This window comes from Oceanobacter mangrovi, from assembly GCF_019740315.1.
Taxonomy (GTDB): Bacteria; Pseudomonadota; Gammaproteobacteria; order Pseudomonadales; family Oceanobacteraceae; genus Oceanobacter; species Oceanobacter mangrovi.
The window spans coordinates 623,613-648,049 of record NZ_JAHXZR010000001.1 but is presented as its reverse complement, the minus strand read 5'-3'; the positions used below and the strand labels follow the sequence as shown (position 1 = coordinate 648,049).

The following is a 24,437-nucleotide window of genomic DNA, read 5'->3' as shown; positions in this document are numbered from 1 at the left end:
TGCAAGGTTGACTGATCTGCGCCTCATCTATACCCATTTTATTTTCCGCTACCGGCTGCCATTACCAGAATTATTGTTAATTCCTCCTCATTCTGTTATCTGGCACTGCTCTTGCTGTTACACAAAGACCAACTTTCATACTGGCAAATTAATGGTGGCAAATGAATGGTTCAGCCCCCCAAACAAACAGCATATATGTTGCGAATTTAATTGAGAGGTATCTTCTGACCCATCCAGATGCCATGGATAACTTTGACGGCATCTGGCGTTGGTGGATTACCCAGCAAAAACTCTACGAATCAGCCAATTCAGTTAAAGAAGCACTGGATATTCTGGTCGATAAGGGAATCGTTGTGGAAGTGGAAAACGGATTTTTCAAATATGTAGAAAGCCATAATCCCCGGAATTGCCGGGAACAGTAATCAGCTGAATATATTCTATATGGTCGACATGGATCCATAGGAGGTTCGACATGCGCTGGAAATGTCTCGCCACTATATCCAGAAGCCCCGGGATTATATTCGGAGGATAGCTGTACCAACTGGATGAGATTGGAGGAAAGCACCTTGGAAAGTGTACAAAAAAAATTATCCCGGATCAGATCTCCGCGGGTTCATATCACCTACGACGTCGAAATTGGCGGCGCAATGGTCAAGCGGGAACTGCCCCTGATTGTCGGGATTCTTGCCGATTTATCCGGCAAACCAAGCGAGCCGCTGGCTCCCCTGAAAGAGCGGGATTTCGTTGAAATTGACCGCGATAACTTTGATGAAGTCATGGAAGGCTTTGCCCCACGACTGACGATGAAGGTACCCGACCTGCTGGCGACGGAAGACAACGCCGAAACCAATATCGAGCTGCAGTTCCATTCCATCGACGACTTCTCGCCCCTCAACCTGGTGAAAGCGATCGCCAAAACCAACGACTTGTACCAGTCCCGTATCCACTTGCGAGATTTCCTCGCCAAACTGGATGGCAACGATGCCCTTGATGGCTTGCTGACCCAGTTGCTGGCAGACGAAGCGCTGCAATCTGAAGTCAAAGGCGCCTACGAAGGGCAAGAGGATATGTCGGCGATCACTCCGACCGACTTTATCCAGAAGCTGCTGAGCGAAGGCGGCATGGTGCTGGACCCATCGCAGCAGCCTTACTCTCTGACCCTGATTGGCCAGTTCAGCCGCGACATCCTTGCCGATGAATCCGGCAACGTCGCAGGTGATGCCGCGAACCGAATGAATGACCGTATCTCGGCCATCGACAACCTACTGACCCGACAAATCAATGAAGTGCTTCATGAAGCCTCATTCCAGCAGCTGGAAGCCACCTGGCGTGGCCTGCATTACCTGGTGATGAACACCGAAACCAGTACCCGGCTGAAACTGCGAGTACTCAACGTTTCCAAGGCCGACCTACTGAAAGATTTGCAGAAAGCCTCCGAGTTTGACCAAAGCGCGCTGTTCAAGAAGGTCTATGAAGACGAGTTCGGCACCTATGGCGGCGATCCGTTCAGCATTCTGATTGGAGACTACGAATTTGGACGTCACCCGGAAGACATTGAGCTGCTTGAAAAAATCTCTGGCGTTGCGGCCGCGGCCCATGCGCCATTCATTGCCGCAGCCTATGCCAAACTGTTCGACCTGCAAGATTACTACCGCCTCTCACAGCCACGCGATCTTTCGAAAATCTTTGAAAGTGCCGAGCTGATCAAATGGCGTAGCTTCCGTGACAGCGACGACTCCCGCTACGTCACTCTGACCCTGCCGAAAGTTCTTCTGCGACTGCCGTACGGTCCGGAAACTGTAGTCGTGGAAGGCTTTGATTTCAGTGAAGACGTCGATGGAACCGATGCTTCCCGCTATCTCTGGGGTAATCCTGCCTTCATTCTCGGCCAGCGTATTACCAATGCATTTGCCCATTACGGCTGGCTCGCTGCCATTCGCGGAGCTGAAGGCGGTGGCCTGGTGGAAGGCCTGCCGGCCCACACCTTCAAAACCTCAGCCGGCGATGTGCGGCTGACCTGTCCAACCCAGGTAGCCATCACAGACCGCCGCGAGAAAGAACTGAACGACCTCGGTTTTATGGCGATTCTGCATTGCAAGGGAACAGACAAGGCAGCCTTCTTTGGCGGCCAGACCACCAACAAGCCGAAGAAATACAACACCGATGAGGCCAATGCCAACGCCCGTACCTCAGCCATGCTGCCGTACGTGCTCAATGCCTCGCGCTTTGCCCACTACATCAAGGTCATCATGCGCGACAAAATCGGCTCCTTCCTCACCCGTGACAACGTCTCCGGTTTCCTCAACAGCTGGATCTCCAGCTATGTGCTGATTGATGACGGTGCCACCAACGAAGTGAAAGCCCGCTACCCGTTGCGAGAAGCCCGCATCGACGTCACCGATGTTCCAGGCAAACCCGGTTCGTACAAAGCCACAGTATTTTTGAAGCCTCATTTCCAGCTTGAAGAACTGTCTGCATCCATTCGCCTGGTTGCTGATTTACCGGGCTAAGCCAAGCCTTTCTCTTTTTATTATTTTTACTGGAGCCAATCATGGATCTGATCTTATTCGAACTGGGTGACCCAAGCCTGACCAAGGCCAAAGGCAATGATGGTGCAGCTGGCGGTTCCCTGATTGACGGTGCCGCCGAAGGTGACTGGCAGGCGATTACTGCCAACCCGGGATTTCAGGGCAACCTGAATATCAAACCGGAGCAATGCGTTGAACTGGTATCTGTCAACCAGGGTATTCAGCAACAGGTAACCACGGATGTGAGTAACTCGGCCCGGACTTCCGGCCGGCCGATGATCTCTGATTTCACCTGTGTGAAATACGTCGACGTGACCTCGCCCAAGTTATACGAATGCTGCCTGCGCGCCAAACTGCTGGATCTCAAAGGTTCACCTTGCCGCATTCACGTATTACGTAACTCTGGTGATCGTATGAACGTGATTATGCAATTTGAATTAACCGATGTAATCATCAGTGAAATTCAATTCCAGTCACATCCCAACGATATGGCTACGGAGCAATTCAAGCTGAACTTTACGGAGATATCCTGGATTCACTGTCTGCAGGGACCTGCAATGGAGAACAAGGGACACGTTGCAACCGGCTGGAGTGTGGTACGCAACCGTCCAATCTCTCCTGGCAGCTACACATTGTAATTGGTATATCCGATATGGGTTTAACCTTATTGGAAAAGCTGGATAGTTCCTGTAGTGACATATCACTGCAGGACTCCATCCAGAAACAGGTTCAACGAATTATTGCTACCCGTATGTATATCAAGGAAGCCAGTAATTCCGACAACCATATATCCGGCTTTGGCATACCCGAGTTTTCTCGCTATTACGCTGACAACCCGAGTGCCATAACGGAGTATCTGGCCATTATACGCAGCCGTATTCTGGCCCTTGAGCCCAGGCTTGATGATATTCAGGTGTTATCGATACAAACAGAACAAAGCAAGGCCGGATGCCAACTGGCAATGAAAATTGGTGATACCACAATATCTGAATATTTTTACTTCTGAGCTGGATAAACAGGAATAACGGTTATATGAGCATTCAACATTTCCAACAGGAACTGAGCGCGCTGCGCCGCTCGGTTGATGCTTTTACCCAAGCCTATCCATCGGCTGCGGCAGAGCTGCGTCTGAGTGCTGGCCATTCAGCCGACCCCCACGTCGAACAGCTGTTGCAGTCATTTGCCTGGATGACCGGCAGACTGCGCGCCGATATGGAAAGCCAGCGCAATGAGATTCCCAACCATCTGCTGCTGAGTCTCTACCCGGCACTGATTCGCTCGATTCCAAGCATGACCGTGATGCAGGCCAATGTGCAGGTTGATGGCGTCAACTTCGTCAACGGCTACCAGCTTAACAAGGGCAGAATTTTTTCCGCCCGCAGTAACGCGCGCCCGGACAGCAACCAGAAAACCGTCGAATGTCGGATGCAGTGCAGCTACAACACCCCGCTGTGGCCATTTGAACTGGATGACGTTGGTTTCAAACCACGCAACAGTTTTGACTTTCTCGACCAGCGCAGTGATGTGCAATCGGTCATTTCCATCACTATGCACAGTGATGGCAGCGACCCGGTGTACGAATACCCGGTCGAGCGTCTGCGTTTCTTTATTGCCGACGCAGACATTCGGCCAGCGCTTTATCAGCTGCTGAGTGACCAGGTCAGAGGCATCGCCTTGCGGGTCGACGATCAGATTATCGAACTCCCGGCCAGTACGATTCAGTGGTGTGGCTTCAGGGCAGACGAAAACGTCTTGCCACAATCATCCGGCGAGCATGACGCCTACCGGCTGTTACAGGAATACTTCCACTTCCCGGAAAAATTCTACTTTTTCGAAATCACCGGACTGGACCTCAAACAAGTGTCCACCCATTTCGAACTGTTGATTCTGCTGGACCAGACATCGGCCCTGCCAGCCTTGTCACGCCAAAGCCTGGTGTTCAACGCGTTCCCTGCAATCAACCTGTTTCCGACCACCTTCTCACCGGTTCAGCTCGACTATAGCCAATACGAATACCGGCTGTTGGCAGACCAGAACCAGTATGGCCAGAGTGAAGTGTATGCCGTTGAGCAAGTCGATTTGTTGTCTGCTGACGGCCAGATCAAACAGGCTGCTCCCTGGCTCGGCCACTACGATCTGAAACATACCGGCACGCTGGCCAGCAGCCGCTTTCTGACCCGGCTGGTGCCGCCGCTGTCAGCCGCGACCCGTGGCTGTGACACCATGATTGCTCTCTATGATGAGGGAATGAATGCCGATACTCCCATCGACCAGACCCTGAGTGCGCGAGGCCAGTGTTGCAACCGGTCGCTACCAGAGTCGCTAAGAATTGGAAATCGCATGAAGCTGGTCGGCGCTGGCGCGCTCAGCCACGCCAACATCGTTTGTCGACCAACCCTGTTTCGCGATGCCCGTCTTAATGGTCAGGCCGTCGTCGCCTTGCTGGAACAGCTGCACCTGAATCTGTTGTCACTGGCTGAAGAAGGTCAGTCCGGCAACGTTATCCGGCGGTTCAAACGGCTGATCGCGCTCTACAGCGATGCCCTCAATCCCTCTCACAGCCGTCAGATACAAGGCATCGTCAGTCTCTCCGCCCGCCGTTCGGTGCGACGCATGGGAGCGGATGCCTGGCGTGGTCACTATCAAGGCACGCTGATTTCCCTGACGGTTGATGAAAACTATTTCAACGGTGCCAACGCGCTATTGCTGGGCGAAGTGCTAAGCCACTTCCTCGGCCTCTACACCACGCTTAATCACTTTGTGCAGCTACAGCTGTTCAGTTATCAACGAGAAGGAGTCTGGAAGCAATGGCATCCACGCATTGGCGAACAGGTCATACTGTAAATTCGCTGTTGCAGCAGCGTGATGCCGGCTGGGATTTCCTGCCGCTGGTACACCTGCTGACGCAAGCTCGACTGCAATCCGTCCCGCACGACAATGACGACGGGCAATTGCAGCAGTTGGCCAGCCAACTTCGTTTTCAATCGTCACTGGCTGCGGATTTTCCACCCAGCGACGTACGCCTGGTCGACACCGATGACAATGGCCGAACGCATATCACCAATGCCCGCTATGGCTTGCTGAGCCAGGATGGTCCGTTACCCGCCCCTTTTATTGAATGGCTGCGAGAGCTGGCCAACCAGCACGATTTGGCCATGGTCGATTTTCTCGAACTGTTTGATAACCGCTTGTTGGCATTGCGTTATCTGATGAGTAGTTCGGTCCAGCCCATGTTGCTGGGAGAGTCTGCCGAACATAGCCGTAGTGGTCAGCTGTTACGGGGGATGGCCGGTTACCTGATGGAAAGCCGCGAAGACCAGGCTGATTTTGAACTCGCCGGTCTGTTCGCCAACAGCCGCCTGTCGCTGCCGCTGTTGCGCCAGTTGTTATTACTGTCGCTGGGTTTGCCACTGCAACAATTACGCTCCTGCCTGGGCGGCTGGATGTATGTTGATGAGCAGGATCACAGCTATCTGGGTCATTCGCACAACACCCGTTTGGGCCAGACCGCCTGTCTCGGCAAACGAGTATGGAATCAGCAGCAGGGCATTGAGCTGAAATTCGCTCCATTACCATGGGATCATGCCCGACTATTGCTGCCTGCCGGTTCCTTGCATGCACAACTGCGCCGGATCATCGAACGGATTACCGACCGCCGGGTCGATTGCCGCATTCTGCTACAGATCCCTGCCATTGAGCTGCCACCCCAACGACTCAGCCAGGGAAACAATGCATATACCCCCCTGGGAATTGCATCCTTTCTGGGCCGACAACCCGATCCGGCCACCAATATCACGCTCAGCTTTACCATTCAGGGGGGCCAATGAAACCGCTATATATCCCGTTTGGTGCGCTTCTGCTCTGGTTGCTGAGCGGCTGTTCCGTTATCGGCATCAGCAGCCCGGCTAACCAGCTCGGCAATATCCGCATTGAAGCCACGGCCAACTGTAATAACGGCATGCCGGTAGCAATCGACTTTCTGTTTATTCAGGACGACCAGCTGGCCAAATTGTTGGGTGACCTCAGCGGGCCGGACTGGTTTGCCCGGAAGTATTCACTCATGCGTCGCTACGACCAGCAAATGAGTGTCAGCAGTGTTGAGATCGTTCCGCTATCCATCATGCCGTCCGTGCCTCTGCCGGACACCAGCACCCAAGCCACCAGCATCCTGATGTTCGCCAATTACCTTGGCCTGCAGGGACAGTTTGTTGCCGAACTGGGCAACTTCAAACAACTGTTCATCCAGCTGCAACAGGAAGGCTACCGGTTAACCGAACAGCAGAAGGACTAACAAGGCACCATGGCAATTTTATCCACAGGCCAGAACAGCCTCTTCAGTCAGGGCAATGCCAACGATTCAGTCCGTATTCCCAATCCGGTGTGCTGGCATGAAGGCATGCTGTTGTCACCCCAGCATTTCCAGCAGAACCACCTCTACTGGGAGGTGCAACTGCGTCAGCAACTATCGTTAAGCTCAGCGCACTATTGGGGTATTGCCGCGTTGCAGCTGGATCGCTCCGCGCTGCTGGAAGGGAAAGTGATTATTCAACGGCTGCTGGCCATCATGCCGGACGGCTTGCCGATTGATTATCGCGCTGGCGAAGACCTGCCATTGACGCTGGAGCTGGACTTCAAGAACAGCGATGCCCACACGGTTCAGCTGACTGTGCCAATCCAGGTGCCGGGCAGTGCCAGTGAGCGTTCAGAAATCCAGCGCTACAGCACCACCAGCGATAGCCCGCGGGTTGATGAAAATACCGGCGACAACGAAGTGGTGCTGCCCAGGTTGCAGCCCCGTTTGTCACTGCAGGCAACCGACAAGGCCAGTAACCGCTATGTTGGTCTGCCGCTGTTCCGGGTAATCAAACCGGATACTGGCCATCCACAGCTGGACCCAGGCTACGCCCCGCCACTGCTACAACTGGGAGCAGATGCTTTTCGTATCGGTGACGAAGCCGCTCCCGGGTCTCGCCCATTACCGCAGCGGCTACAAGCTCTGGCGTTGGCAGTGCGTCACAAGGCATTGCAGCTGGCAGGCTTGTCGGAAGGTGGTGAATCGCTGGGCCATCATGTGACCCAGCGTCATCACAGCTGGATTCGGGCGATGGTGAAGGAATTACCGGAGCTGGAATTGCTGGCGCAATCCGCCGACAGCAAACCGTTCGAACTCTACCGGGCGCTGCTGCGGATGGCTGGCCCGATCAGTGAGCTGGACCCCAGCAATATTCCACCACGCTTCCCGCCCTATCAGCACGACAACGCCCTGCCCGGCTTTGACCGGGTGATCAGCTACATCCAGCAACAGGTCGAGCGGGTCAACCTCAACTACACATCGATTGGCCTGAACGAAAAACAGGATGGCGTCTTTACCCTCAGCTATGACAAGGAATGGGAAGGCAAAGACCTGTTACTGGAACTGACGCCAACCGCAGGTGGCGGCTACGACAGCCTGGTGCGCTGGCTTGGTGCCTGTCGTATTGCTTCAGTCAGCGTGCACAAGGAATTGATGCAACGACGCTTGCTGGGAGCCAGCGCAGAAGCCATTGAACATGATGAAAAAAGTGGCATATCTCCTGCCAGTGGCCACGCCTTGTTCCGCCTCAAGGCCAATAAAACCCTGCTCCGGCCCGGTTCGGAAATCGCTATCGTCTGCACCAACCGGAAACTCAGTCAGCAACGCCCGGCTGGCATCGTGATGCACATTCCTCATGAGTAAACAGGGAGCCAGCGGCATGGCCAGCCAACAACACGCCTCTGCCAGTTCCGCAGCAATGGACGCCGCTAATCCGGTGCAGCTGATGAGTCACTTTTACCAGCAAGTAGTGGAGATCAAGCACTGGATACAGGAGGGTGAGCTGAACGATCAGGTCACCGCCATGTTTAACCTGACACATCCCCCTTCCAGCGAAGAAACGGCCGATGCCGTAGCGCTGAAGCTGCAGCGCTGGATTGAAGGCGCACGCCTGATTGCCAGTAAAACGCTCACCGAACGGGAGTGCGAGCGGGTAGAACAAACCCTGTTTGTACTGGTCGCGCTGGCAGACGAGTTGTTCATCATGGAAATCGACTGGCCTGGCCGCGAGCAGTGGCTCAGCCAGCCTCTGGAAGACCGGTTATTCAACAGTTGTTTTGCCGGTGAACGCTTCTTCCGGGGAGCCGATGAACTACTGACCAAACGCTCCTGGGAAGAAACTGACCGTTTGTTGGCATCGGTTTACCTGTTCGCCTTGCGACTGGGTTTCTGTGGCCGCTATCGCGACAACAACCAACGTCTGAAAGCCTACCGTGCGCAGTTGTTCAAACGCATTGGCGGCGGTATGCCAATGCAGCTGGTTTGCCCTGCGGCTTATCAAAGCATCATGTCTTCACAACAGGAACACCGACTGGCACCGCTCGCTGCGTGGTATCGCAACATGACGATTGGGGGCCTGCTGTATCTGGCGGTGGGATGGGCTATCTGGCAAGGCATCAAGGGATATTGGGGGTAGTCATCATGGAACCGATCAACTCTGCAGCGGAACAGACCCTGCAACAGCAGGGTGAATCCCTGCTTGGCCAGTTCCATACCTTGCTGGTCCAACTGGACCAGCGCATGCAGCCACTGGTCACAGATCTGGAACCGATCTGGAGTGATCCTCTGTGGCAATTCATCGGCCTGATTCTGTTGGCCGTAGTAGCCTTGGTGGTAGTGGTCTGGCTGCTCCGCTCATTCCGTGACGCACTGATGTCCACCCTGGGCTTGCTGTCATCCAGCGTTTCCAAAGTTTTCACCAGCCTGGTTTCGCTCAAACCGAATAACACCAGCCAAGGCGACTCATCAGCCAGCCGCAGCCGCGGGCTGGCCAGAGTCGGCATCAAACAGGCGCTCGACGTACTGCGCTATCTGACCACTCGGCGTGACTGGCGCTATCAAAGCCCCTGGTATTTGCTCGCAGGCACTGATAACAGCGGCCGCCACGACTGGGCAACCAGTGTCCAGACCGGCCTGCGCGCACAATTATTGGCGCGAGAAAAAAGCCTGCCAGCCAGCGGTAGCCAGTGGCACTTTTTCGATCAGGGAGTGCTGATTGAAGTCGAACAGGAGCAGCAATTTTCCCAGCAGCTGGAGCTGCTTAATTTTTATCGCCCCGAACGGCCACTCGATGGCCTGATTTTGACGATCTCTGCCAAGGCCCTGCTGGCTGCTGATGATCCGGTAGCCCGTCGTTCATTGGGTGAATCTCTGTATCGCCAGATCTGGCAGGTGCAGAAACAAACCTGTTTTGTTGTCCCCGTCTACCTGCAAGTCACTGAGTGCGAGCACATCACTGGATTTGATGCATTCTGGAGCACGGTCAGCAAGGAGCATCCCAACGAAATGTTTGGCTGGTCCAATCCGGCCCGGCTGGATGCAGCCTATTCGCCACAGTGGATACTGGAGGCCTTTAACAGCCTTGTCAGTGGAATTCGGGAAACCCAACTGCAACAGGCCGCTGATGGCGACAGCATCAAGAATATCGATGAATTCATGTTGTTCGATCGCCAGTTTCAAAATCTCGAACGACCGTTGCAAGACGTGTTGTCATACACCTTCGCCCGCAGCAGTTATCAGGAAGCACCGCCACTGCGGGGGATCTGGTTCAGTGGCAAGGTTGGTGATGAAGTAGCGCTGACTGACGATTTCCTCAACCACAAGCTGTGGCTTGAGAGCAACCTTGCCTACCCAGTCGAACGCCGCCGTTTTTCCATCAACCGCACCCTCCGCCATGCCCAATATGCCACCCTGGCAGGGACTGTATTGCTGGTGTTACTGCTGATTTATGACACCACCCGGTTGCACAACTACAGCACCAACGCGGAGGCATCCTGGCAGGAAATCAGCCAACGCAAGGAAGATTGCAGTGACAGTGGCGGAGCCACCTGGTGGTTACTCAGCAGCCTCACCAAGATCAGTGAACAACCCCTCACTCTTTCGCTACCGGCATCCTGGGGGGCAGGCCAGATGCCCGCACTGGAAAATGAAGTCGTCAAACGTATTTTTCCGGAGCAGCTGTTCAGTGGCATGGATTGCCGCCTGCATGCGCGGGCGGAAACGCTCAACCAGCTCAGCGTTGATACCTCAGGCACACTCGAGCAAACCAGCGCCCGACTGGAAACCTATATCGCCCAACTGGGCCGTTATCAGCAAGCCCAGCAGGCATTTATCCGGCTGGCAGGGCCGATTCCGAACGATGCCGGTGTCGCTAATGATTTTCGCGCGCTGCTGGATTATCTGTACGACTCATCGATTCCCTCGACCATCGACTTCAACAGTCCCTTAATCGCCGATGCCCTGATTAAAACCGCTTACAATATCAACTGGAGCGAGCAGGATCTGGTCGATCCCGATCGCCAGTTGCGGCATTTGAACAGCCTCTCCACAGCGGTTCGGCTGCAATTGCAACAACGTGCCACCCAGCCACCAGTCGATGCCATTCAGCGAGCATTTTTCACTGACCAGACCGACTTGATCAGCGAACAACAGCAACTGGCGATGACCCAGTCTCTGGCGGGCTTCCACAGTTGGCTGGTCTATGTGCAACAGGAATGGCTCGACACCAGCGCTCGTACCAGCCCCTGCGGTGAGCTGCAAAAACAGCTGGGCGGATTACTGCCAATCCTGCAGGATGCCGGTTACCCGGATCAGCTCAAACAGCCGTTCGACGATAACAGCTGTGACCGGAGTATTCGTCAGCAACTGGCCACCCTCGATATTCCGCCAATGGGACCCATGTTCCAGCAACAGCAAGATGGCCAACTGGATTTCTCACCACGCCTGTTACGCTGGAAAGACGAGTTTGGTGCACTCTCCTCGCTCAACTTCATTCGTCACTCAACTCTCGGAGAGGCTGCCACCGACAACAATAACGGTCGCATCGTAGGCTGGAATGTACAGCCCCTGGACGATGCGATGGACATGCTGCTGGATTTCCAGACCTTCAGCCAGCAATGGTGGCCCGTGATTGATGGCAAACCCAAAGAGCCCTTCTATGCCTCCACGATTCGCAATCTGCTGATTCACAGCGTCCGTCAGCGAATTGAACAGGCACAAATTCGCGATCACAGCGGGTCCAGCCCACAGCAACTCAGCAATACAGACACCGAAACCAACCTCACCAATCAGATCAGCAGCTTCAGTCGCGCCAGTAGCCGCATCAGCCAGCTACTGACTTTGCTACAACAAGAGCAGGACAGCAGCAACTATGCCTTGCTGCAAACCAGCAGCCAGCAGTTTGTCAGCCAGCAATTTGAGTTGCTCAATCAGCTGGTGCTGGAAAACCGCCTCTACATGCCACTGCGTAATCCGCAGTGGTCAAGCGATAACTTCGCGACGGCCCTGTTCAGCTACAGCGACCCGGCCGACCTCGACAGCTATCTGCAAAACCAGCGCGAACGGGTCGACTATCTGGCCCATCAATATGCCCGACCACTGGTTGCTTTCCTGCTCGATAGCAGCGGGATCACTCCTACGGATCAGCAAGCAGCACTCTGGCTCGGAACCCTCAAGGACCTGCAACGCTATCAGCGCAAGGAACCCGGCAACCAGGTCGCCCTGCTGGAAAGCTACATCGGCACTGATCTGAGCCAGCTGGATTCAGCAGAATGTAATGACTGGCTTGCCAAACCAGCCTTCTCACACCTGTCCAGTGGTTTGTTTGCCAGCAGCCACTACAGTATTGATGAGCAGGTTCGCAGTTACTGCCAGCAATACGGCAAGAACAGCGTACTGAAGTCGTATCTGGCACTGGCCGCAAGCTTTAATCAGTCACTCGCCGGACATTTCCCGTTTGCGCCACTGTCCGAGGCCGGTATCAGCGATATCGCACCGGAAAATCTGCAAATATTCTTCAGTGAATATGATCAGCGCTGGGGCAGCCAGGCCATTGAAAGGCCATTGGCAAGTCGGCTGACAGAGCTGATGAAAGCCCAGCCCTCGCTGCAACTGGGTTCCTGGCTGGCCTTTGTGCAGCAACTTGATCAGCTGTCACAGGTCTGGAAGTTCGGGCAGTCGAGTGATGGCTCACTCAACCTCAGCCTCAAGGTTGAATTTGCGGCCTTGCCGGAGCAGGCCGTTGGCATGGAGCAGATCGTCCAATGGACACTATCCAGTGGTGCCAACAGCATCATCTATCCCAATGGCAACACTCAGTTAGGCTGGCATCCCGACGACGCTCTGACGCTTAGGCTGCGCTGGGCCAGCGGCTCCGCCGTCGTTCCAACCCGCACAACCAATCTGCCTGTCGACATCGACAGCAACCAACGCAAAGCCAGCTTCAGCAGCAAAAGCCGTTGGGGACTGTTTGAGTGGCTCGCCCGTTTTGGCAGCCAGAACAGCCGTATTCATCAGCGCTCTTGGCTGACCTTTCAGGTGCCTGTTGCTCCTGCAGCAGCCAGCACTCAGGTGCAGTGGTCTGCCGGAAGCAGCCCTCAAAGTTACACCAGCAAGGTCAACCTGCTGATGAGCATTACTGCCCGGCAAACCGATGGACGCATTTACACACTCACGCCACCGTCGGTATTTCCCCAACGAGCACCCGGTGTAGCCGCTACGACGGCTGCCAGCCCACATTCATCCGGAGGGTCTGACCTTGCAAACAACCAGTGATCAAAGTACTGCCAATGCCTTTATCCAGCATTACTACGGTTACAGTCTGGATGACCTGATGGCACCTATTGGCGACAGCGGCGTTGGCGACTCAGTACGCCACAATGGCGTGTATTTCGACATCAAGGAATTCCGTCGAGAGGACGATGCCACCCTGCCGCAAGGCATCTGGTCTCACGAGATGAAAATTGCTGATTGGGAAGCGGTCGAAAAGACCGCTCTGAACGCACTCTGCCGCAAGAGCAAGGACCTGCAGCTGGGAGTCTGGCTGTTCGAATCCAGCATACATCGCTACGGCTTTGGCGGCATTGCCCCGGCAGCCATCCTGATCTACCAGCTATGCAAACGCTACTGGGACCAAATGCACCCACAAATGGTCGACGGTGATGTTGAATACCGCACCAACCCGATTAACTGGATCAACGAAAAACTCTTGGTGCCTCTACGGCTGCTGCCGATCACCCAGGCATCGCTCGACAATCGGGAAATGTGCTGGAACGACTGGGAAGAAGCACAGCGTTTCGACCAGCTACAACGCCAGCGCAACGAGCGCCTGGAATGGAACGGCCCCACCAAGGAAGCCTTTCGCCAGCACCTTGCCGCTACTCCCGGCGAAACCTTCAAGTCGCTCTGGCACCAGCTGGATCAGGGCCTCAATGCCCTGGATGAACTGATCAGCTGGCTCGACCAGACCTGTGCCGAAGACAGCCCCAGCCTGTCCGACATCTGCGAACTGCTCGACCAGATCCAGACCATGGTCGCTGGCGAACTCAAGCGCCGGGGGATCAACCTGGCCCAGATCTACGGTCCCGGGGACGATGACGAAACCCAACAAGGTCAGTCGGGAAATCCCCCTCCTGCGGGCGACCACTCATCAGATGATGCTGGCGGTGATGGTCATACGGGCGGCAGTGGTGGCGGCAATGGCCCCTTACGCAACCGCGCGGACGCATTCGCCACGCTGTACAAGGTGGCGGAATTCCTGATGCAGGACGACCCACACAGCCCGGTTCCGTATCTTATTTATACCGCTTGCCAGTGGGGTGAAAAGACCGCACCCGACCTGTATCAGGAGCTGTTTATGGAGAAAGGAGGGAATCTGAATATCTTTGAAGTGATGGGGTTGAGTATTAATCAGGAATAAGCAGGAGAAATATATGACACGTCGTCCAACGAACACCAACAATCTGACACTGCCGGAAGATCGTCATAACGTTCGAGTGAGTAGAGCAAGAACCCGTGATGGAAATGCTCTTCACATAGTTAGAAGCCGCTCTCCCGGTGGCCGACAATATGAAGATCATTTGCATATTGACAGGCATACGGGCGAGCGTCGACAGGGGTCCAGTTTTGTATCCCAACGTGGACACACAAGACAAAGAATTGCAAGGCCACCCAGACGATCTGAAGAACGTATGCTTGGCATGCGATTTGGAACCATTCGTTAACGCCTAACCATATCATCAGTAATATTTCAAATAATAAGCCGGATATAAATTATCAAAGCCATGGAAATGATATTCGGCTTATGCTTTTAAATACCCATAGGGGGAATCGAAAATGCCAGAGTTCGATGACGTTGTTCAGGCAGCAACAACCGCAGCACGGGAAATAAAAGGCCATATGGCTATTCAATCCGGTGTAGATACCATCACAGATAACCTGCAGCCAGGCGGCCGCGCCAGCGGTGTAGTTCATGGTGGAATGAAAATCGCGAAAGGTGCTCTCATTCTAAGTGGTGCTGGCACTGCAGCATCCGCCGCAATGGAGGTCGCTGATCTGGGTATGCAGGCCTATCGGGATGCTCATGACATGACCTCCCAACAGATTGACCAGACCCTGCAAACCCATAACCTGGCCTTCACGGCGAACCAGCGCAATACCACTTCTGAAGCCCGGCGGCTGTTTCGATTTGCCAAAGCGGCTAACCCGACTCATCTCAACGTCAACCCCAACGTCAGTGATGACGCCATGAGAGGTGGCCATGTTGTTGTTGAAGATGCCGGTGCGCTCGATACCCGCTTTCGGGTCAGAGAGCAAGCCGGTCAATTTGGCGGAGATCGTGCGGGCCCCAACAAACCACTCTACAACCTGCCTTCCAGCCACTATCCCAATCCAGGCCCCGGCCCGGCAGCGGTTCAAAGTGAGCACCAGCTGCCATCCAACAATCAGATGAATTTTGGTACGGCGCTGCATGGCACCACACCCGGCGGCGCCTCCTGGTTCCAGATGGAAGCTCATTCCGGCGTCTGGAGCAGCAATGGCGGTGCAGGCAGGGCTTATAAGGATTATGCACTACATGCCACCGACTTCGGCCGCCACAAAGCTACCGGCCGCCAGGTCGGTCCATTAGGTACTTCACCCATAATGGAAGCCAACCCTCTGACCGTCACCGCCAATGATATTGGTCGTTCGAGAATTGCAACCGCCGCTGCCAATGCCGGCAGGGCCAGACTGGGTCTGGTCCAGAACCTGACGCCGCTGGGCTAAGACAACCAGAAAGATTCTGTGAAGCATTTAAGGCATTGCAATTTCTCAAAGAGAATATCCAGGCAAGGAGAGACCACAGAAACCAGAAAACGAATATACAAAGACTACTCCATATATGCAGCAGTATCCGTTTTTTGTCTCTGCCACGGTTGGATCAGGTACAAAGAACGGTAATTAAAAATCAGCTTATATCAATAAACAGACGAGCAGGAAATTAAAATGCCAAAACAGCCACCGATAGAAATTCGTAAAAACAAGGGCAAAGGATATAACCTCCGAACAACCATTCAGGATTCCGACAAAATTTCAAAAACCAGGACAGGTTCATTCGGCGTATCTTTCAAATCGCTTCCAAATGGCAGCACGGTAATAACCCGCCGAATGAATCTGTTTAAAAAGACTGGTCGACGTAAAAGCATTGCCAAAGTAACTCCGTTCTTCAACAGTCGCAACAATGCCACCGGCAGGACAGTCAAGGCTCATGGTTTTGCTGACATTCTTGGAGGCCCGGCAGTACAACGGAACCTGACCTACACCACAAAAACCGCAAATGATCTGGACACACTGGGAGAACATAAAATGCGGTTATTTATGAAAAGGCCAAACAAGCCAGGACCATATTTTTCAGAACAAACAGAAACCATCGACAGCAATGGAAACCGGATTAAAAAAGAGACCCGATTACAGCGTCGAAACAGCCTTACTGAATTACATGTTATGACCACATCCCAAAATGGTTAGTATCAAAACAGATCTTCAAAAAGGATTTCTATATGCCCAAACGAGAATCAAAAACGTCATTCCCGGCCTTAGGTAGAAATAAGGCAGGAATAACAAAATCAACCACCAGGCAATCAATTCCCAGAGCTGCAAAAATAGGTAAAAGTTATGCAAAAATGGATACCGAAAAAGCGGTACTTGTCAAGGAAGATGGAAGTTATAACGGAGGCAGACAATATGGTAATTCAACAATTTTAAGAAAAGCGTTACACCAGAAGCACATAGAAAGGAACCAGGCAAGGCAAAAACCGGTTCTGGAATTTTCCGACTGGAAAAATAAACATACCGGGGAAGAAGCCCAGCATTTAATCCCTGCTTCAGTAGGAGATAAATTAAATATATCCAGCAATTTTATAGATAGTGCCCGGAATGGCATGATGTTACCGGCCTATCCGCAACGGACAGGAAACAACAATAGCGATCGCCCATTCCATCGACAGTCTGTTAATACTCTACACCACAGCACCTATAACTCTTCAGTAAAAAAATCTATCGATTCCTTACTTAAATCAAAAAAAATCAAAAAAAATCAAAAAGACTTCGGAAAAGTCACTGACGCACTCCGATATGCCCATAAAAATAACGATGTTGAGAATGTCGATGGTATTTCTAAAAGGATGATTTTGGATGCATGGAATATAGTAAACCCTGAAGACTAAAAGGCCTTATTTTATTAGTTTAAATATCTGGATCTGGCCAACCATTGTATTTGGCCAGCTCATTTATGATATCAGGCCATCTGTAACACCTGCACAGGGCCGCACAGAATCAAACACATCGCCCATTGGTGTTCAACTCCAGGCAGTTTCTATACTGGCACCAAACCTGCTTATCTGCCTTTTCCAGGGATAATTATACGGAGAAGCAGAATGAGCGCAGCCCATCGCCCTATGTCGATCGCGCCGATGCAGTCCAGTCAGCCGCTGACGGTCGTGGTCGAGGGTGATCAATCACTGCCAACCATTGGTGCCGACTATATCCGGCTTGATTCCCTGCAGGGTCAGGAGGCGATTTCCCAGCCATTCAAGTTCCAGGCTGACATCCGCGCAGATGACAGCCTCACAGCGGGTAAGGGTCAACAGCTACTGGACAGTCGTTACCTGGGGCGCTGGGTGCAGTTTGGAGTTCAGGGTCAGCGATGGTTTCGGGGGCTGTTAACGGAGCTGAATCAAGCGGCTCCAGGCTGTTATTCCCTGACGGTAGAGTCACCACTGGCATTGCTGAACCTGCGTAATCGCTATCACATTTATGAGCAATGCACGGTCGAAAGCCTGCTGCAGGCGGTCTTTGCGCAGGACATTCGCTCCGGCAAGCTGTTACTGCAGTTCGATCTTGATGACAGCCTCACTCTCACCCGGCGCCAAGACTGGCTCCAGGCCGGTGAAACCGACCTGGAGTTTATCCAGCGCATCATCGGCAAGTTCAGCTTGTATTACTTTTTTGTCCATCAACAAAGCAGCCTGACACTGGTGTTCTCCGACAAAACCGCTTCCCGTCAGGGCCAGGCAAGACTGGCTGGAGCGAGTGCGATTCCAGACTTGCGCTATACCTACACCAGTATCGACAAGCTCGGCTCCCAACAAAATGATTTGTTCTGCGATCTCGCCTACAACAGCAAGCTGATGCCTGCCAATGTTCAGTCCATGCTGGGACGGGTTGAGGCCAGCTGGGACACCAATCGCATGGCCATTTGCGACGCTACTCCCTGGGCCGACAACAACCAGGCTGGTAACACCGCCTTTCTGCACCACCAGTATTTTGACTATGGAGCCGACAGTGCGGAAAACACGGGCAAACTGACCAAGCTGTGCCAGCAAATCAATACGACAGAGGGGACGCTTTCAGGTACTGCCACCACACCGTTACTCGGCCCCGGGTATTCTTTTACCCTGTCTGATCCCTTGCTGGACAACAGCACCTCTCCCGGCGGCAGGCCTGAATTTGCGGGCCAGAGCTTTGTAGTGACCAGTATTCAGCACAAGGTATCAGCAACGACGCCCTACACAGGTGGGGTACAGGCGACCCAGTTATATCTGGGCACCGATCCTCTGAAACAAACCCTGCTGACGCCGTTTTCCATTCAGAATACCCACCAGGGTAGCGTGTTGGCCAAGGTCACCGGCACCACCCCGCCCCAGAGCCAATATTTTATGGACAAAAGCAACCTCAGCCCGCAGGACGGCCAGGTTGATTTTGACGACCAGACCTTTCTACAACGCGGCTGTACGGTACAGCTCGTCACCGGCGAAGAATTCTGGATTGTGCTGCCGCGCACCTCGACCTCGGTACCCGAGGTCAATTCACTGGTGATGATAAGCCGGGGCAATAACAACAGCGAGCAACCAGAAGTTCAGGTGTTGTCGTCGCACGGTTCCAAAACCGTTACGCCACCCGGCCGCCGCAAGGCCTCCTGGACCGTGAATGGCTCCTGGGGCAGTAGTTACTCCACCAGCTATGGCGACAACATCAGTATTCGTTATGGGCATGGTGTCTCGACGGCGCTGAATGGCGGCAGCTCGGATACCAGCGCCAGTGCCCAGCAACTGGTGGAAAGTGCCTATGACAAACCCGGCGTTGGTGGCGTTTCGTATGGTGGCGCCAGTTACTCCAAGGACAGCGGCTGGAGTCTGCAACAAAGCCCGGGGGGCGACAGCGGGATTCTCAGCGCATCAATTTCGCAGGGCAGCAGCTATAACGAAAGCCATGCCGCCGTCAGTTATGGCATCAGTAATACCGGCACCAGCCAGAGCCGTTCCAACGTCGGCAAGAGCGTTAATTGCTCAACCATTGGTGACTACGATGGTGTTATCAATTTCAGCCAGCCAAGTTTTATCAACGGCTATATTCCAGATTCATCGATTGTTGATCTCGCCAACCAGCTCTCCAACGGTGATACCTATTCGGAAACCCACATCAAAGGCCGCTCAATCAACCTGACTGGCCACGGCATGAAACCGCCCTCATGGGGTGACAAATCCGCCAGCCAGTATTCCAACTCAGCCATGCTGGGGAACTCCGTCAACAACTCACTGACACTGGGGAACAGCTCAAACAGCAGCATTCAGATTGGCAATGTCAGCGGAGCTAACCTGTTCCTAGGTAACCGGCTGGATACCTCACTGACACTGGGCACCACCACTGCCGTCAACACCAATATTGGTGCCTCGGCACGGATGGAAACCAACATCAGTGCCAACGCTACGGTTGCGACCAATGTGTCAGCCAACAGCACACTATCAACCACCGTCGGTGCGACCAGCAATGTCGAAACCTTTATTGGAGCCCGCTCCAACGTCGAAACGTCCATTGCGGCCAATAACAACGTCGCAACCCGACTGGGGCTGAACAATACGGTTGAAACCTTCCTCGGCGCCCGCAACAGCGTATCAACCAATATTTCAGCCAATAACACCGTCGATTTGTCACTCGGAGCAAACTCCACGGTGGCAACCTTCATAGGAACCAAAAGCGACGTCATAACCAACCTGTCTGCAACCAGCGAAGTCAAAACCAACATTGGTTCTCACTCCAGCATCGGCACCTACATTGGAACCAAGCTTGATATCGATACCCAATTGGCAACCACCTCAACCATCAGCACCGTCATGGGCCTTAATCTGGTGGTCAAGAACAACATGAGCACCCTGGTTGAAAGCCAAATATCTGCCGCTGCGACAGTCAAGCTGGAACAAGCCCCCGCAGCAGTACAAACCATCATGCAAACCATGGCCAAGATCAGTTCGACCGAGGCCGAAGTACTCAATGGCATTCGGGTGATTCTCTGATGCAAATTATCAAGCCCACCAGCCTCAGCCTGATCAACCGTTGCTATTTTTTTCGGCAGCATCTACTCGCTATTGGCGTGCTTGGGTTCTTCCGCCTCAGTGATAGCCAGAACCGCCGTTTTGTAGCAGAGCAAACTGGCTGGGCAGCGCTGGCACCACTATTAAAAGCCGGCTTGATGCTGGATGCCGGATACGCCAAACCCGGAGGTGAGCTACTGCTTAGCGGTCATGCCTGTGCCCCGGCACAACAGCCTGTGCGGCAACTGGATGTCACAGTACGGCTGGCGACAATACATAAAAAACTAACAGTCATCGGCAATCGCCACTGGCACGGCCGCAGCCTGCGACGAGCATCAGAACCTGAGCCATTCGAGCAGCTGCCGCTATCCTATCAGCACAGTTATGGCGGTCAGGGCTTCGCTGCCAATCCACTGGGCAAAGGCATTATTGAGGAAAACCGGCGCAATCAGCAGACCGGTTTATATGACCTGCCCAATCTCTATCTAGCCAATGAATCAAACGCCGCTGACAAACACCAGCGTACCCCCGCCAGCTTTGAACCAATCGGTAGCGACTGGCCACAGCGCAGTGCCTATCAGGGTACTTTTGATCAACAATGGCTGGATGAAATTCACCCTGGTTTTCCGCCCGACACCCGGCCGGAACTGTTTTACGCCGCAGCTGCCGACCAGCACCAGGCGGGTTATTTTCTACCCGGTGATCCATTTCAACTAAAAGGGGTTAGTGCCCGACAACCTGAACTTTCCGGCCAACTGCCACCGCTACAGGCCAGAGTATTTGTACAACAAGCCAAGTCGAACGACGAACAAGCCAGCAGCCGTTTTATCGAAGTCCTCACACAGCTGGATACCGTATGGTTTTTCCCGGACCTAGACCTCGGCCTGGTGATTTACCGGGGCCAGCAACCGATCAGCCACCCAGACGGCCTCGACATCCAGCAGCTGCTACTGGCTTATGAAGGCAGCACAGACAATCCAAGACCCGCCGGGTTTTATCAGCAGCAACTGACACAGCGTAGCGATCCAGCCACGGCGGTCGCCCACTTGCTCCACGAAGCCCCTTTATTACCGCAGAAAAATGCCGCCGAGCAGGCCGAACTGGAACAGCTGCAACAACAAGCCCGAGAACAAATGACCGACCGCAAGCGCAAGAAACTCCAGCCACAGCTGGATAACCCTGCGCTCTCGCCGCAGGCACGCCAGCAGTTGCTCGACAGCCTTGATGACCCCAACGAACCAGCGCCGATTTCAAAAGCACTGGTCGACATGGGAGAGGTTGATCTCTCGCCCTATCTGGCCTTGGCCAAAACGAAAACCGACGAGGCGCTCCAACACCAACAGCAGCATCAAGCTACCGCCGAGCGACTCAAACCCTCCCTGGAAACAGAATCCCGCGCCTCGATGAAGTTGCGGGTTGGTCGGGTCATTATCCCCGCCGATGCCAACCAGCTAACAAAAGGATTTCTACAACAGGCCTCGGTCCACTCCGTTGATGAACTCTCGGGCTCTCACAAACTACAACTGGCCGAACAGCTACGGCTCAACAGTGAACGCCAGGCACGCCAGCTGGCACCCACCTGTACCGTACTGGACAAGCCATTGCCAGAAGGTGGCAGTCAGCAACTTCGCCAGTGGGCCCTGACACTGCTACAGCAAGGAGATTCTCTGGCTGGACGCGATCTGGCTGGTGCCGACCTGCAGGGTATCGACTTTTCAGATCAAGACCTGCGAGGCACGATGCTGGAACGCGCCAACCTCAGTGATTGCCGTTTTAAGCAAAGCAATCTGGAAGGTGCGGTGCTGACAGAGGCCAATCTACAACGTACCCACTGGCAACACAGTCGGCTGGTGAAAACCAACTTTTCCGGCTGTTACGGCCACCAAAGCCAATTCACTGAGTGTGACTTGTCTGCGGCGATGCTGCAGGAAGCGAATTTTACTCATAGCCGGTTTCAGCAATGCTCGCTGAATCAGATCAACGCCGTACAAGCGCAACTACAGCAGGCTCGATTCGAACAATGCCAAAGTGAGTTTGGGCAGTTTCTGCAGGCTCAGCTGGATAGCAGCGAGTGGAGCAACTGCCAGCTCAGCGGGTCAAATTTTACCCAGAGCAGTATGTTTCAGACGCGCTGGCATCACTGCCAGCTGCAACGTTGCATCATGATCCAGTTGAAAGCCAATGGCGTTTGCTTCGACACCGTCCTCGCCGAGAAACTGCAATTCAGCAACGAAGGCGATTTGAGTCAGGCGCAATTAATACAGAGTCGCTGGAAGACCTGTGGCTTCAGCAAGATTAACTTGCAGCAGGCAGCCTTGATCAGCAACGTTTTTGACCAATGCGATTTCACCAGCAGCCAGTTGTCGCAAGCACAATGCAACGACAACCTTTTTCACCAATGCATCATGCGCGGCATTCAGCTGAATCACGCTCACCTGCAAAACGACTTTTTCAGTGCCAGCCAGCTGAATCACGCCAACTTGCGCACCAGCCACTGGTATCGAACACGTTTGAGCCAGTGCGACACCCACCATGCCGACTGGCGCTACGCCCGAATTGAAGCAATGCGTAGACAGCCACCGGCCGCTCTCTAACCAGGGGATGGAAACAACCATGGATGCCGTCGAACAATTGCTCTTACAGATCGAAACCGGCCAACCCGTGATGGGAGCCATACTCGAGCCACAAACCCTGCAAGGCATGAATCTGCAGGGTGCGGTTTTTATCGGTTGTCAGTTTCGTGGCGTTGTATTTGCACAGTGCCAGCTACAACGAGTGATGTTTATCCAGTGTGACCTGCAGCAAAGCTATTTCCACCACAGCGAGCTGGAGCAGACCAACCTGATTCGCTGCGATGCCAGCCACAGTCTTTGGGTTGGGCAAGCCCATACCGTCACCTTCTGTGAGACTGACCTGAGCCACAGTAGCTGGGATCACTTTGACGTGAGCGCAACGACACTGAGCAAGTGCTCCCTAACCTCGGCACTCTGGCGTTCTTGCCAACTCAGCAGTACCAACCTGTCGGAGCTCGATATTGCACAGCTGCAACTGAATCATTGCGCCATGGAAAGTATTTCCTGGATCAACAGCGATTTCACCACCGTCTCACTGCAGGGCTGTAGCTTCAGCAAGACTTTACTAATCAACTGCCGTTTTCAGCAGCAAGACTTCAGTGACATGCAGTTCACCGAATGCACTTTCACCGGGAGCCTGTTGCAGGACGTACAACTGACGAATGCCAATCTGGAGAACGCCAATTTCTCCAAATGTCAGCTGCAGTCCACCCGCTTCAGCAAGGCACAAATGAATCAGGCGCTGTTCATCGATAGCCAGTTGAACGATTGCGACTTTACTGCAGCGCAGTTGAAACATGGCAATTTTCAGGGCTCGACCCTGCATCAGTGCAGCTTCAGAAACGCCATGCTGGAGCAATCCTGGTTCAAGCAGGCCAACCTCCAACAGGTCGATTTTTCTGCCAGTAATCTGACTTACGCAACCCTGTCCCATGCAATCGCAGAAGACTGCAATTTTTCTGATGCCCATTGCCAGCACACCAATGTTCATCAACTACATGAAAAACATAACCGCTGGACAGGTGTTGACCCGAACGGCTTGCTGCACACCGATCCTGACCAGCAGGCACTGGAACGAGAACTCAGCCAATACGGAGTGGAAATATGAACAACTGTGTGGAGCTACCAATTATACGCACGCCAAGACAGCAAAGTGGTCCTTTCTTTGGTGTTATCAGCCAGGCAAAAGACACCAAACATTGGCTGATCGATGGAGAGTTCACAGCCACCAGTGCCAGCAGTCTGCTGGTCCAGCCCGTCGAGGGCGATCTGGTAGGGTTTATCGAAGCCAACGGATGCTTGTTTATCACCCAGATTCTGAGTCGGGGCGAGCTGGCCGAGGAGTCTCCGATAACCATCCAGTCCTCGCTGCCGCTAACGCTGCAGGCACCAGCCATTTGTCTGCGTGGCTGGGATGAGGTTGAACTGAGCACCGCAGGGCGTTTCAGCCTGACAGCCAGAGACGGTGCAATGACGACAATCAACACGTTCGTACAACAGAGTGAGCACCTGATCCAACAGGTCGGCCATCTGAATCTGACGGCCAGCGGCTTGCTGCAACTGCGCGGCCGTCAACAACTGATCACTGCCGAAGAAGACGTTCGTATCGACGGCAAACGAATCAATATGGGTTAGGAGA

Annotated in this window: 18 protein-coding genes; all 18 read left to right on the top strand. The window is 53.7% G+C overall.

What is annotated here, in order from left to right:
• Positions 1-161 precede the first annotated feature (161 nt).
• On the top strand, positions 162-422 hold the full coding sequence (locus tag K6123_RS02870) for a hypothetical protein (protein ID WP_221793900.1): 261 nt from the start codon (positions 162-164) through the stop codon (positions 420-422).
• 144 nt (positions 423-566) lie between these two features.
• Positions 567-2,510: a type VI secretion system contractile sheath large subunit gene (gene tssC, locus K6123_RS02865; protein WP_221793898.1), complete on the top strand. Its 1,944-nt coding sequence runs from the start codon at positions 567-569 to the stop codon at positions 2,508-2,510.
• 41 nt (positions 2,511-2,551) lie between these two features.
• Positions 2,552-3,166: an Hcp family type VI secretion system effector gene (locus K6123_RS02860; RefSeq protein ID WP_221793896.1), complete on the top strand. Its 615-nt coding sequence runs from the start codon at positions 2,552-2,554 to the stop codon at positions 3,164-3,166.
• A 14-nt stretch (positions 3,167-3,180) separates the two neighbouring features.
• The gene (locus K6123_RS02855) at positions 3,181-3,534 is read left to right on the top strand and encodes a GPW/gp25 family protein (protein WP_221793894.1); all 354 of its coding nucleotides are present in this window, start codon (positions 3,181-3,183) and stop codon (positions 3,532-3,534) included.
• A 26-nt stretch (positions 3,535-3,560) separates the two neighbouring features.
• Positions 3,561-5,372 carry a type VI secretion system baseplate subunit TssF gene (gene tssF, locus K6123_RS02850; RefSeq protein ID WP_221793892.1) on the top strand — a complete coding sequence of 604 codons (1,812 nt, stop codon included), beginning with the start codon at positions 3,561-3,563 and terminating at the stop codon, positions 5,370-5,372.
• On the top strand, positions 5,336-6,355 hold the full coding sequence (gene tssG, locus K6123_RS02845; RefSeq protein WP_221793890.1) for a type VI secretion system baseplate subunit TssG: 1,020 nt from the start codon (positions 5,336-5,338) through the stop codon (positions 6,353-6,355). Before tssF ends, tssG begins: the two co-directional genes overlap by 37 nt.
• The gene (locus tag K6123_RS02840; protein WP_221793888.1) at positions 6,352-6,819 is read left to right on the top strand and encodes a hypothetical protein; all 468 of its coding nucleotides are present in this window, start codon (positions 6,352-6,354) and stop codon (positions 6,817-6,819) included. The genes tssG and K6123_RS02840 overlap by 4 nt, the downstream gene beginning before the upstream one ends.
• Positions 6,820-6,828: 9 nt before the next feature.
• Positions 6,829-8,244, top strand: a complete 1,416-nt coding sequence (tssK, locus tag K6123_RS02835; RefSeq protein ID WP_221793886.1) for a type VI secretion system baseplate subunit TssK — start codon at positions 6,829-6,831, stop codon at positions 8,242-8,244.
• Positions 8,237-9,016, top strand: a complete 780-nt coding sequence (locus K6123_RS02830) for a DotU family type IV/VI secretion system protein (protein ID WP_221793884.1) — start codon at positions 8,237-8,239, stop codon at positions 9,014-9,016. The genes tssK and K6123_RS02830 overlap by 8 nt, the downstream gene beginning before the upstream one ends.
• A 5-nt stretch (positions 9,017-9,021) precedes the next feature.
• Complete coding sequence (locus tag K6123_RS02825) at positions 9,022-13,152, top strand: type VI secretion system protein (RefSeq protein ID WP_221793882.1); 4,131 nt, start codon at positions 9,022-9,024, stop codon at positions 13,150-13,152.
• Complete coding sequence (tssA, locus tag K6123_RS02820; RefSeq protein ID WP_221793880.1) at positions 13,136-14,296, top strand: type VI secretion system protein TssA; 1,161 nt, start codon at positions 13,136-13,138, stop codon at positions 14,294-14,296. Before K6123_RS02825 ends, tssA begins: the two co-directional genes overlap by 17 nt.
• Before the next feature lie 416 nt (positions 14,297-14,712).
• Positions 14,713-15,642 (top strand): hypothetical protein, encoded by a 930-nt coding sequence (locus K6123_RS02815; RefSeq protein WP_221793878.1) that lies wholly within the window; start codon positions 14,713-14,715, stop codon positions 15,640-15,642.
• Between the two features lie 219 nt (positions 15,643-15,861).
• Complete coding sequence (locus K6123_RS02810) at positions 15,862-16,383, top strand: hypothetical protein (RefSeq protein ID WP_221793877.1); 522 nt, start codon at positions 15,862-15,864, stop codon at positions 16,381-16,383.
• 32 nt (positions 16,384-16,415) lie between these two features.
• A complete protein-coding gene (locus K6123_RS02805) occupies positions 16,416-17,081 on the top strand; it encodes an AHH domain-containing protein (RefSeq protein WP_221793875.1) in 666 nt (221 codons plus the stop codon).
• A 210-nt stretch (positions 17,082-17,291) separates the two neighbouring features.
• The gene (locus K6123_RS02800; protein WP_221793873.1) at positions 17,292-20,207 is read left to right on the top strand and encodes a contractile injection system protein, VgrG/Pvc8 family; all 2,916 of its coding nucleotides are present in this window, start codon (positions 17,292-17,294) and stop codon (positions 20,205-20,207) included.
• The gene (locus K6123_RS02795; protein ID WP_221793871.1) at positions 20,207-22,819 is read left to right on the top strand and encodes a DUF2169 family type VI secretion system accessory protein; all 2,613 of its coding nucleotides are present in this window, start codon (positions 20,207-20,209) and stop codon (positions 22,817-22,819) included. The genes K6123_RS02800 and K6123_RS02795 overlap by 1 nt, the downstream gene beginning before the upstream one ends.
• A gap of 19 nt (positions 22,820-22,838) precedes the next feature.
• The gene (locus K6123_RS02790) at positions 22,839-23,906 is read left to right on the top strand and encodes a pentapeptide repeat-containing protein (protein WP_221793870.1); all 1,068 of its coding nucleotides are present in this window, start codon (positions 22,839-22,841) and stop codon (positions 23,904-23,906) included.
• A complete protein-coding gene (locus K6123_RS02785) occupies positions 23,903-24,433 on the top strand; it encodes a DUF3540 domain-containing protein (protein WP_221793868.1) in 531 nt (176 codons plus the stop codon). Before K6123_RS02790 ends, K6123_RS02785 begins: the two co-directional genes overlap by 4 nt.
• The last annotated feature ends 4 nt before the right edge of the window (positions 24,434-24,437 follow it).